The organism is Luteimonas abyssi (assembly GCF_001482195.1).
Taxonomy (GTDB): Bacteria; Pseudomonadota; Gammaproteobacteria; order Xanthomonadales; family Xanthomonadaceae; genus Luteimonas; species Luteimonas abyssi.
This window is the reverse complement of sequence record NZ_KQ759763.1, coordinates 1,123,131-1,135,867: the sequence shown is the minus strand read 5'-3', so window position 1 is coordinate 1,135,867 and position 12,737 is coordinate 1,123,131. Positions and strand designations below refer to the sequence as shown.

4 protein-coding genes are annotated in these 12,737 nt (G+C 72.1%); 1 reads left to right on the top strand and 3 read right to left on the bottom strand.

What is annotated here, in order from left to right:
- Positions 1 to 30: 30 nt before the first annotated feature.
- Positions 31 to 1,239, bottom strand: coding sequence for an NAD(P)/FAD-dependent oxidoreductase (locus RG19_RS04645; RefSeq protein WP_058834249.1), 1,209 nt, complete (start codon positions 1,237 to 1,239; stop codon positions 31 to 33).
- 250 nt (positions 1,240 to 1,489) lie between these two features.
- On the opposite strand from RG19_RS04645, the gene RG19_RS04640 reads away from it, so the two are divergent.
- Positions 1,490 to 3,601: a catalase gene (locus tag RG19_RS04640; protein ID WP_058834248.1), complete on the top strand. Its 2,112-nt coding sequence runs from the start codon at positions 1,490 to 1,492 to the stop codon at positions 3,599 to 3,601.
- Positions 3,602 to 3,714: 113 nt separating this feature from the next.
- On the opposite strand, the gene RG19_RS04635 is transcribed toward RG19_RS04640, so the two are convergent.
- Positions 3,715 to 3,972 (bottom strand): hypothetical protein, encoded by a 258-nt coding sequence (locus RG19_RS04635; protein WP_058834247.1) that lies wholly within the window; start codon positions 3,970 to 3,972, stop codon positions 3,715 to 3,717.
- Positions 3,969 to 12,728, bottom strand: coding sequence for a glycoside hydrolase family 94 protein (locus tag RG19_RS04630; protein ID WP_157515160.1), 8,760 nt, complete (start codon positions 12,726 to 12,728; stop codon positions 3,969 to 3,971). Before RG19_RS04630 ends, RG19_RS04635 begins: the two co-directional genes overlap by 4 nt.
- Positions 12,729 to 12,737 lie beyond the last annotated feature (9 nt).

Here is a 12,737-nt window from a genome sequence, read left to right as displayed (position 1 = left end):
ACGTCGGCGCCCGCACCGGCCGCCGGCGCGCTAGACCCGCGAGAACGCGAACAGGGACGCGAGCGGATGCCGGCGCCGCTCGATCGCCGCGCGCAACAGTCCGGCCCCGAGCATCGAGTAGGTGATGCCGTTGCCGCCGTAGGCCATCGCGAAGTGCACGCGCGGCCCCTGCTGCGGGTGGGCGCCGAAGAACGGCAGCCCGTCGTCGGTCTCGGCGAAAGTGCCGGCCCACGAGAACGCGGGATTGATCGCCAGCCTCGGGAACAACGCCTTGACCTTGCGTCGCAGGCGTGCCGCTTTCTTCTGCACCCGTGCGTCGCGGCGCGCGGGCACGTCCACGGCGTCGTCCTCGCCGCCGACCAGCAGGCGGCCGTCGTCGGTCGTGCGCATGTAGAGATACGGACGGGCCGATTCCCAGACCAGGGTGTGGGCCAGCACGCCCAGATGCGCGTCGTCGATGGGGTCGGTGATCATCGCGTAGCTGCTGCGGTTGCTCGCCACGCGCGCGGACAGCCAGTGCTGGCTGGCGTAGCCTGCGGCGACGACGACATGCCTGGCGACGATGCGCTGACCGCCCTCGGTGCGCAGCGTCACCTGCCGCGCTCCCGGCGACAGGTCGACGATGCGGGTGCGGTCGTAGACGCCGGTACCGCCGGCCAGGAGGCGATGGAACAGGCGCGACGCCATCCGGTACGGGTCCACCACCGCCGCGCAGGCGCTCAGGATCGCGCCCGGCGCCTCGAACCCGTACCGCGTCTGCAGCGCATCGCGATCGAGCCATTCGACCTCGAACCCGTGCCGCGCGCGCAGGCGCGCCTCGTCCTCCAGCGTGCCGCGATGCCAGCGATGGCTGGCGTAGTACAGGCTGTCGCGCGGTTCGAAGGCCACATCGCGCAGGTCCGCGGCGACCGAGCGCAGCATCGGAATGGCCTCGGCGCAGGCGCGGTACGCGAGCACGGCGGCGTCCTCGCCGAAGCGCAGCGCCAGATCCAGCAGATGAGTGTCGATCTCGTACTGCAGCAGCGCGGTGGAGGCCGACGTGCTGCCCCAGCCGATGTCGCGCTGCTCGACCACCGCGACATCGTGCCCGTGACGCGCCAACTCGTCGGCGATCAGCGCGCCGGTGATGCCGCCCCCGATCACCGCGACGTCGCAGCGCAGGTCGGCCTCGAGCCGGGGGAAGGCGTACATCAGCCCGTTCTTGACCGACCAGAACGGATATCCGCTCTTGAGATCCATGCGCACTCCCGTGCACCGCGCCTGCGATGGCGCAGCCTGTGCAGGATCCCGTGAGACGGAAGTGAATGCGGACGCCGGCACAGAACGGCGGTCTGAATGCGCAGTGGGGCCGTGCGCGTCTGCGGATCCGCGAAAACACACGGCGCCTTGATGAGGCGGTGCGCAGGATGCCTGGAGACCGCGGCCCACCCGGGCGTCGATCCGGTCTTCCCCTCGCTCACCCCGTCCTTTCCCCAGGAGACGCCGATCCATGGCCGCCAAGCGCAAGCCCAGCCCCGCCACCCCGTCCACGCAGGCCGCCGCGCCGCGCACCGCCGACGAAACCCGCGGCCAGGGGGACGAACTGCACCAGCAGGCCGGTGGCGAACACCCGGTGCTGACCACCAACCAGGGCATCCCCGTCAGCGACAACCAGAACTCGCTGCGTGCCACTCCGCGCGGTCCCACCCTGCTGGAGGATTTCGTACTCCGCGAGAAGATCACCCACTTCGACCACGAGCGCATCCCCGAGCGCATCGTGCACGCGCGCGGTTCGGCCGCGCACGGCACCTTCGAGCTGACCAAGTCGCTGGCGAAGTACACCACCGCGAAGATCCTGACCGAGGTCGGCGAGAAGACCCCGGTGTTCACCCGCTTCTCCACCGTCGCCGGCGGCACCGGCTCGGTCGACACCCCGCGCGACGTGCGCGGCTTCGCGGTGAAGTTCTACACCAAGCAGGGCAACTGGGACCTGGTGGGCAACAACATCCCGGTGTTCTTCATCCAGGACGCGATGAAGTTTCCCGACGTGGTGCACTCGGTGAAGATGGAACCCGACCGCGGCTACCCGCAGGCGGGCAGCGCGCACGACACGTTCTGGGACTTCGTGTCGCTCACCCCTGAGACCATGCACATGATCATGTGGGCGATGAGCGACCGCACCATCCCGCGCTCGCTGCGCACCATCGAGGGCTTCGGCGTGCATTCGTTCCGCCTGCTCGACGCCGAGGGCAACAGCACCTTCGTCAAGTTCCACTGGCGGCCGAAGCTGGGCATCCAGTCCACGGTGTGGGACGAGGCGATGAAGCTGCAGGCCGCCGACAACGATTTCCATCGTCGCGACCTGTTCGAGGCGATCCAGGCCGGCCAGTACCCGGAATGGGATCTGGCGGTGCAGCTGTTCACCGAGGAGGAAGCCGATGCGTTCCCGTTCGACCACCTCGACGCGACCAAGCTGATCCCCGAGGAACTGGTGCCCCTGCAGGTGATCGGCCGCATGACCCTGGACCGCTGGCCGGACAACTTCTTCGCCGAGACCGAGCAGGTGGCCTACTGCCCGGCCAACATCGTGCCCGGCATCGACTTCAGCAACGACCCGCTGCTGCAGGGCCGGCTGTTCTCCTACCTCGACACCCAGCTCTCGCGCCTGGGCGGGCCGAACTTCCACCAGATCCCGGTCAACGCGCCGAAGTGCCCGTTCGCCAACCTGCAGCGCGACGGCCACATGCAGATGCACGTGCCCAAGGGCCGGGTGAACTACGAGCCCAGCTCGCTGCAGGCCGATTCGCCGCGCGAAGTGCCGGACGGTTTCCGCAGCCACGGCACCCGCCCCGACGACGGGGTGAAGGGCCGTGTGCGCGCGGAATCGTTCGCCGACCACTACACGCAGGCGCGGCTGTTCTTCCGCAGCCAGAGCGCGATCGAGCAGGCGCACATCGCGTCATCGCTGGTGTTCGAACTGTCGAAGGTCGAGACCGCGCACGTGCGCGAGGCGATCGTCGGACATTTGCGACACGTGGATCCCGACCTGTCGCGCCGCGTCGCCGACGGCCTCGGTCTCGACGATCTGCCACCCGCACCCGATGCGCAGATCCCCCCGCAGGACATGCCGCCCTCGCCTGCCCTGCGCATCATCGACCGCATGCGCGACACCTTGCAGGGACGCGCGGTCGGCATCCTGGTGCACGACGGTTCCGATGCCGCCACGATCAAGGCGCTGCGCAAGGCGGTGGAAGCCGCGGGCGCGACGGTCAAGATCGTCGCGCCGAAGCTGGGCGGCGCGAAACTCTCCGACGGCAAGCGACTTCCCGCCGACGGGCAACTGGCCGGAACGCCGTCGACGGTGTTCGACGCCGTCGCCGTGGTGCTGTCGGCCGAGAGCGGGAAGCTGCTGTCGAAGGAGGCCGCCGCGGTCGATTTCGTGCGTGATGCCTGGGGCCACCTGAAGGCGATCGCCTTCGACGCGGGCGCGCAGGCGGTGCTCAAGGCCGGTGGCGTGGGCAAGGATGCCGGCACCGTCGACGCCGGCGACGCGAAGGCGTTCATCCAGGCGGCGAAGGTCCGGCAGTGGGACCGCGAGAAGAAGGTCCGCATGCTGGCCTGACCCGACCCTGCCCGCGGACGTGCATGCGCCGCGGGCATCGTCCGGTCGACCGGCCGGAGACTCACGTCCGCCGGTCGACCGCCGCGAGCATCGCCACCCGGTGCCCACATCGCTCAGTCGCCGCGATGCGGCCCTGCATCCGAGTCCGCCGCGCTCTCCGCGGCCAGCATCGCGTCGATCCGGGCCAGCGCGTACGCACGGTCGCCGGGGCGGGTCCGGGCGAGGATGCGCGCGGCGAGCGCATCGAACTGCGGCCGGAACTGCGCCTGGTGCCGCAGATGGCTGCACCAGGCGGGCAGCATCGCCGCGAGCCGGTCCAGCGCCTCGTCGAGCGCGTCGCGGTCGAGCGCGTGCGGGTCGGGCGGCGTCATCGCGCCGCCCGCGGCCAGGCCAGCGCGACGTCGTGCAGCACGCCGTCATCGACCAGCGGGAAGTCGAGCCCCTCGCACGGCACGCCGTCCAGGCTGAGCCGGGACCGCGCGCCGGTCGCGATCTGCTCGACCTCGATCCGATACACGGTCGCGCCGAACCGGTACTGCAGACGGTACCGGTCCCAGTCCGCGGGCACGCACGGCGCCAGGTGCATGACGTCGCCACGCCGGTCCAGCCCCAGCAGCGACTCCACCAGCAGCCGGTACATCCAGCCTGCCGAGCCGGTGTACCAGGTCCAGCCGCCGCGACCGACGTGCGGCGCCACCGCGTAGACGTCGGCGGCCATGACGTAGGGCTCCACCCGGTAGCGGGCGACCGCCTCGGGGGTTGCGCCGTGCCGGATCGGGTTGATCATGCCGGCCAGCGCCCAGGCCCGATCCACGTCGCCCAGGCGGGCGAACGCCATCACCGCCCAGACCGCGGCGTGAGTGTACTGGCCGCCGTTCTCGCGCACGCCCGGCACGTAGCCGCCGATGTAGCCGGGGTCGTTGTGGCCGGGGCCCTGACCGATGCGGTCGAACGGCGGGTCGAGCAGCTGGATCAGGCCGGCCTCCTCGCGCACCAGGTGCGCGTCCAGCGCCGCCATCGCCTGACGCGCGCGCGCGGGTTCGCCGGCCCCCGACAGCACCGCCCAGCTCTGCGAGATCGAATCGATGCGGCACTCGTCGGCCTCATGCGATCCCAGCGGCGTGCCGTCGTCGAACCACGCCCGCCGGTACCACGCGCCGTCCCAGGCGTGCGCGTCCAGGTTCGAGCGCAGCGCCTGCGCCTGCTCCAGACACCAGCGGGCGAACACCGCATCGTCGCGACGCCGCGCCACCGGCTCGAATCGCATCAGCGCGTCGTGCAGGAAGAACGCCAGCCAGACGCTCTCGCCCCGCCCCTGCTCACCCACCCGGTTCATGCCGTCATTCCAGTCGCCGGTGCCGATCAGCGGCAAGCCGTGCACGCCCAGCAGCGACGCGCCGCGCCGCAGCGCCAGGGTGCAGTGCTCGTAGAGCGTGAGCTGCAGGCCGGAGACCACCGGCAGGTCGTAATAGGACTCCTCGTCCGGCGCGACCGCGCGCCCCTCCACGAACGCCGCGACCTCGCCGAGCACGCCGTCGTCGCCGGTCACCTCGACGTACCGGCACACCGCCTGCGGCAGCCACAGGTAGTCGTCGGAACAACGGGTACGCACCCCGCGGCCGCCCGGCGGGTGCCACCAGTGCATCACGTCGCCCTGCGGGAACTGCCGCGCGGCGCTGCGCAGGAGATGCTCGCGGCTGAGCTGCGGCAGTGCATGGATGCTGGCCATGGTGTCCTGCAGTTGGTCGCGGAAACCGAACGCGCCGCCGGACTGGTAGTAGCCGCTGCGACCGAAACAGCGGCTCGACAGCACCTGGTACATCAGCCAGCCGTTGGCCAGCAGGTCCAGCGCCGGGTCGGGGGTGGACACCCGCACCGTGCCCAGCAGGCCGAGCCAGTGCAGGCGCACCGCATCGAGTGCGTCGTGCGCCGGCCCGCTCCCGCGCAGCCGCAGCGCCATCGCGATGGCCGCCTCACGGTCGGCGGCGACGCCGAGCCGGAACGTGGTCTCGAACACCTGCCCCGGCGCCAGCGTCACCGGCACCTGCAGCGCGGCGCAGGGATCAAGGCCCGGGCCGGTGCGGCCCGACAGCCCCGCGCGCGCCAGCGCCGCCGGTGCGGCCAGGCTGCCGTTGCGGCCGATGAACTCCATCCGGTCGGCGGTGAAGCCGCGGCGGGCGCTGCCGTCGTCGGCATCGGGCTCGGCGTCGGCATCGAAGAACGCGCAGCGGCCCTCGAACTCGACGTTGTACGGGTTGCGCACGGTCAGCACGTCGCTGCCCAGATCGATCTCGCTCACCAGGTGCATGTGCGATCGCGTGCGCACGTCGGCCAGCACCCACTCGACGTAGCCGGTGGCCGTCAGCCGGCGCGCGCGGCCGGACAGGTTGTGCAGCCGCAGGACCGCGAACTTCACCGCGTCCTCCGGGCCGACATACAGCCACAGTTCGCTGGCGATCCCGTCCTCGACGTGCTCGTAGACGCTGTAGCCGAAGCCGTGCCGCGTGCGGTACGCGCCGACGCCGCGGCAGGGCAGCGGCATCGGCGACCAGACCCGGCCCGTCTCCTCGTCGCGCAGGTAGTAGGCCTCGCCGCTGAGGTCCGACACCGGGTCGTTGTGCCACGGGGTGAGCCGGAACGCATGCGCGTTCTCGGACCAGGTGTAGCCGGCGGCCGATTCGCTGACCACGGTGCCGATCACCGGGTTGGCGATCACGTTGCACCACGGTGCGGGCGTCGGTGCACCCTCGCGCGACAGGATCACGTACTCGCGACCGTCCGCGGAGAAGCCGCCGGTGCCGTTGTCGAATGCCAGCGTCTGCGGCGCGGCATCGAAGGGCCAGGGGTCGTCGCCGTCCGCAGCCGGCAGCGCGGGCGGGAGCCCCGGCTCCGCGCCTGCCGTCGCGGCCGTCGTCGCCGGCACGGCATCGGACGCTGCCGCCGGCACGCGGGTCTCGCCGTCGAACAGCGGCGGCGGGTCCCGCTCCGCCGCGACCTGGCGCCCGAGCTGGTCCTGCAGGCTGCCCGCGCGGTCGCTGACGATCACCCGCGCGACCGTCTGCAGCAGCACCCGCTCTTCCTGCGACAACTGCTGGGCCGGACGCACGAAGATGCCGCCCGGCCGGTCCAGGAGGCTGGAATCGGAATCGCGCGAGAGCATGCCGAGGATCTGCTCCTGCAGGTGCTGGCGGTAGCCCGTCTGTCCCTCGTTCCAGATCACCAGGTCGGTCTGCAGCCCCTTCGAGCGCCAGTAGCCGTGCGCGCGCACCATCTGCCGCACCAGATCGAGGGACTCGGTGTCGAACACCTGCAACACGACGATCGGCAGGTCGCCGGAGATCGCCTGCCCCCACAGCGACGGTTGCCCGCGCCGGTTCTGCCGCAGCACCGCGGGCTCGGCGCGCAGCAGCGGATGCGCGTACACCACCAACCCGGCCATGCGCTCGTACAGGTGGGCATCGGCCTGGCTGGCGTTGATCTGGCGCCGGACCACCTGACTGTGCGTCCACGACAAATCGAACACGCGATCGGCCAGATGCCGGTCGCGGTACTTGTCGATCAGGCCGATGCAGGTCTCGCGCGCGTCGGCGGCGCCGGTCACGATGTCGATCACCGCCGCCTGGTCGGGCTCCAGCGCGATCCGGATGCGGATCGCCACGATCGGGTCGAGCACGGACCCCGCCGTGTCCGACAGCGGCCCGTCGTCCACCAGCGCCTGCGGCAGGCGCGGCGTGCGGCCCCGGCCGATGAAGCGCGCGCGGTCGGTTTCGTACGAGATCGTGGCCACGTCGGCACCGTGCACGGCCACCAGATGCAGCAGCCACGGTGCCGCCTCGTCGTGCGCACGCGGGCGCCGGGTGCACAGCAGGGCCTGCTTCTCGCGCACGATCTCGCTCTGCACGAACAGGTTGCCGAACGCCGGGTGCGCCTCGTCCGCGGCCGACGGCGCCAGCACCACCTCCGCATAGGTGGTGATCTCCACCGTACGCCGGCGCCGCCCGCGGTTGCCGATGCGCAGGCGGCGCAGCTCGATGTCGTCCTCGGGCGAGATCGCGATCTCCAGGTGACTGTCGTAGCCGTCGCGCCGGCAGCGGTATTCCACCTTGGCGTCGGAAAAGATCGCCTCGTGGCGGTCCACCCGCGCGCAGGTGGGCTGGTGCGTGGCCGACCACACGGCGCCGTCGTCGACGTCGCGCAGGTAGCACCACTGCCCCCACGCATCCCGGGTGCCGTCCTCGCGCCAGCGCGACAGCGCGGTGTCGCCGCGCTTGAGCCAACCGCCGCCGGCGCTGCTCAGCATGCCGTGCAGGCGGCCGTTGGACAGCAACTGCACCTCCGGGCGCGCGTGGTCCGGGTCGCGGACCACGCGCAGGCGGGTCTCCTGTACGTTCTGCACCGCCTGCACGCCGGCCACCTCGGCTTCATGCGGATGGAACACGCCGGTGCGCGGGATACGCTCCTGCAGCAACAGCAGGGTCGCCTGGAATTCGGGATCGGCGACGAACCGACGCTGCATCGGCTGGTCGCGCAGCAGCGCGTCCAGGGCGAGGAAGCCCATACCCTGGTGGTGCGCCATGTAGGAGCGGATCAGCGCATGGTCCTGACCGCGCGGCACGCGGGCACGGGTGTAGTCCACCGCCTCGTACATGCCGAAGCGGCCGTGGAAACCGAGCCCGGCCATGCGCCGCAGGTTGGCGGTCGCGGCGTCCGGCGCGACCATCGTCGCCATCATCACGGCGTACGGCGCGATCACCAGGTCTTCGGCCAGCCCGCGCTTGAGGCCCAACCCCGGCACGCCGAACGCGCGGTACTGGTAGTTCATCTGCGCGTCGACCGCGTTGTAGCCGGACTCGGACACCCCCCAGGGCACCTCGCGCTGGCGGCCGTAGTGGATCTGCGCGGCCACCGCACGCCGGGCGGTCTGGTCGAGCAGGGTGTCGGGATAGCTCGGCATCACCAGCTGCGGCATCAGGTACTCGAACATCGAGCCGCTCCACGACAGCAGCGTGGCCTCGCCGTCGACCTCGGTGAGCAGGCGGCCGAGCGCGAACCAGCTCTCCTGCGGCAGTTGGCCCTGCGCGATCGCCACGAACACGCCCAGCCGCGCCTCCGACGCCAGCAGGTCGTAGAAGGCGGCATCCAGCCGGCGTTCGTCGACGTCGTAGCCGATCGACAGCAAACGGTGCGCCGGATCGTAGAGAAACCCGTACTCCATCAGTGAACACTGGCCGGCCACGTGCGCCAGCCGCTCCAGCTCCAGCAGGCGCGTGCGGGCGGCGGCGCGGATCTCGGGCACCTCGCTGGCCCGCAACGCCCGCAGCGACGGCCAGGTCCCGTCTGCGCCGGCCCGCACCTGCGGCGACGCGAACGCGGCGACACCCTGCCGCGCCTGCCGGCAGGTCTCCAGCAGGACGCGCGGCCAGTGCGGCGGCGCCGCGTCGGGGGCCGCCGGCCAAGCGTCGACGATCGCCTGCGCCTCCTCGGCCAGGGCGTCGAGCGCGTCCGCGGCATCGACCAGGGTGGTCGCCGGCTGCGCGCGCCAGGCGCCCAGCGCGCGCGCGAACGCCTCGGAGGCACGACCGACCGCGTCCGCCTCCGGCGCCGGCAGCCGTGCCGCCTCCTCGCCCAGCACGCCCAGGGTGTCGTCCAGGCCGTCGGCGAACTGCGGCGTCAGCACCGGCGCGTCGCCCAGCGCCAGCAGGCCCTGGCGCAGGGTCAGCAGGTGCCCGGCCAGGTTCCCGCTGTCGACGGTGGAGACGTAGCGCGGCGGCAGCGGCCGCAGGGTGCGGGTGTCGTACCAGTTGTAGTAATGGCCGCGGTGGCGCTCCAGCCGTTCCAGCGTGTCGAGCGTGCGCCGCGTCCGCGCCGCCAGTTCGTCGGCCTGCAGGTAACCGAAATCCCAGGCGGCCAGGCCCGACAGCAGGCCGAGGCCGATGTTGGTCGGCGACGTGCGGTGCGCGACCACCTCGGCCGGGTGCTCCTGCAGGTTGTCCGGCGGCAGCCAGTGCTCCTCGGCGCGCAGGTGCAGTTCGAAGAACGCCCAGGTCCGGCGCGCCAGCCGGCCCAGGAAGGCCCGGTCCGACGTGGACAGGCGCGTGCGCTCGGGCGCCGGCGGCCGCCCCAGCCAGGCCATCAGCGACGGGGCCGCCAGCCACAGCAGCAGCCAGGGCAAGGCGACCGGCAACGCGGCCGGATTGAACCGCCACAGCGCGATGCCGACCGCGACCGAGAACAGCGCGGCCGGCAGCATCGTCCAGGACTCGGTCGCCCCACGCCCGGCCAGCGCGCGTTCCACTTCGTGCGATGCCCGCCACTGCAGCAGGCGCCGGCGGCTGATCGCCATGCGCCACAGCGTGCGGCCGATCGCGCCGAGGTTGGCGGCGGCCTCGTACGGCAGGCAGGCGATCGACACCAGGGCGCGCAGCAGGGCGCGGCCCACGCCGGCACCAACCTGCAGCAGGTGCGGCTCGGGCGCCATGTCGGCCGGGCGCACGACCGCATCGTGGACGCCCGGCAACAGCACCGGCAGCAGCCACAGGCAGGCCAGCCACAGGGTCCATGCCAGCGGCTGCGGCAGCAGCGCCCAGCCGGTCAGCAGCAGCGCCAGCGCCGCCGCCGGCACCAGGCTGCGGCGCAGGTTGTCGAGCAGCTTGCCGCGCGACAGCCACGACAGCGGATTGGGCGCGCGGCGGCCGTCGCCACGCGGCACCCACGGCAGCAGCCACGGCAGCAGTTGCCAGTCGCCGCGCACCCAGCGCAGGCGCCGGGTCATGTCGGCGGCGTAGCGGGTCGGATGGTCCTCGTACAGGCGCACGTCGCTGACCACGCCGGCACGCGCGTAGCAGCCTTCCAGCAGATCGTGGCTGAGGATGCGGTTGTCGGGCAGGCGCCCGGCCAGAACCTCCTCGAACGCGGCGACGTCGTAGATGCCCTTGCCGATGAACGAACCCTCGCCGAACAGGTCCTGGTAGACGTCGGACACCGTGCGCGTGTACGGGTCGATGCCGGACTCGCTGCCGAACAGCCGTGCGAAGCGCGAGCGGCGGCGCCCGCTCATCGTCGCCCCCACCCCGGGCTGCAGGATGCCGTAGCCGCGCGCGACGCGTTGCAGGCGCGGATCCACGCGCGGCCGGTTGAGCGGATGCGCCATGGTGCCGGCCAGTTCGCGCGCGGCATCGCGCGGCAGCAGGGTGTCGGTGTCCAGGGTGATGACGTAGCGCACGTTGCCGAGCACGCGGGTGTTGCCCACCACGCTCACGAAGCCGCCCGCATCGCCTTCGCGCAGCAGCCGGTTGAGCGCGGCCAGCTTGCCGCGCTTGCGCTCGCGCGCCATCCACGCCCCTTCGCGCGGGTTCCATTCGCGCCCGCGCTGGAACAGGAAGAACAGGTCGCCGCCCGCCTCCTGGTGCTCGGGGGCGTAGCGCGCATTGAGGCCGCGGATCCGCTGCTCCGCATGCGCCAGCACCTCGGCGTCGCCCGGCAGGGATGCCTGGTCGGCGTCCGGCGGGTCGATCAGCAGGCCGAAGTGAAGATGCGGCCCGCGGTTGGCCAGGAACCGCACCTCCAGCCCCTCGACCAGGGCATCCACCGCGGCACGGCTGCCGGCCAGCGTCGGCACCACCACCAGGGTGCGCGCGTCGCTGGCGATGCCGCGCGAGAAATCCAGCCGCGGCAACGGGCGCGGCGGGACCAGCAGGGTGGCGGCCCAGTTCACCAGCGCGATCGCCATCTCGCTGAACACGATCGTCGCCAGCACCGACAGCGCGGCGATCGTGCCCCACTCGCGCCATCGGGCGCCGGAATCGGTCAACAGCAGGATCGCGAAGCCCGCGGTCACCAGCCCGATCGGCACCAGATAGGCGGGCAACGGGACCCGGCGCAGGCTGCGCGGCACCCGCCGCACGCCGTCGCCCAACGCGGCCACGTCCGCACGCAGGCGCTCGAACCCGTCGTCGATCAGGTAGTAGCCCACGTGGGCGCTGCCGTCGTCGCCGCCGGCGTGGTCGCGCGCGGCCTGCAGCGCGAACCGGGCCACGTCGTGTTCGGCCGCACCGCTCTGCCGCGCGATCCGCTCCACCACGTGGCGGTAGTGGTCGCGGGTGGCGAAGTCCATGCGCGCGTAGGTGCCGTCCGGATCCTGGCGCAGGGTCTGTTCGACCAGGCTCATGGTCTCGACGAACTCGCGCCAGTCCATCGTGGTCAGGAAGCGCAGGCTGCCGATGCTGTTGCGGATCGACACCTGGTCGGCGGCCTGCTTCTGGCCCTCGCCGTGGACCAGCGCCTCCACGTTACGGCCGCCCTGCGCCACCCACTGCTCGATCCAGCCCAGCGGCATGGCCAGGGCCGCTCCGCGCCCCTGCAGGCGGCGCATCAGTTCGGCCACGAATGCGCTGGTGACCGGCGGTCTCGCGCGCACCATGTCGGCGAGCACCATCACCATGTCGCCCGGCGCCTGCACCGCCGCCTCCAGCGCCTGCCCCCAGTCGGTGGCCAGGCGGTGGTCGGCGGCGTCGCGCATGATCCGCGCACTGATCCGGCGCAGGTTCTCCAGCACCGCCAGCCGCAGCATGATCGGGATCGCCCACAGCTCGCCCAGCTTGAGCGGCCGCTCGCCCTGGTAGGCGGCGACCAGGCGGGTCAGGGTTTCGGCATCGACCCGACCGTCGCCGTGGGCCACGGCTTCCATCGCGATGTCGTAGACCCGCGGCAGGCCGGCCGACGGCCCCTGCGCCAGCGAGGGCAACTCGCGGCTGTAACCGCGCGGCAGGTGGCGTCGCGCCAGGCGGATCTGCTCCTCGATCAGATAGTAGTTGTCGAGCAGCCATTCGCCGGCCGGGGTGATGCGCAGGCCGTCGTGCACGAGCGTCGTGAGCAGCGTGGTGGCGTCCTCCAGCACGCCGGCGTTCTCGCGCAGCCGCGCCAGCAGCAGCTCCGGGGCCGGCCCGTCCTGAAGCCGGTGCTGGGCTGCCAGCAGGCGGCCGTGCGCCTCCATCTGGTCCGCCCCGAACAACTGCGCGCGCAATGGTGCCTCGCGCGCGAGCGGCTTCTGGGTCGCGCTGCGACCCCATCGCCACAGCCTGCGGCGCAGGCGGAACCAGCGTGCGAACGGTCGCCAGGATGCGGGCATGCGCCGGGT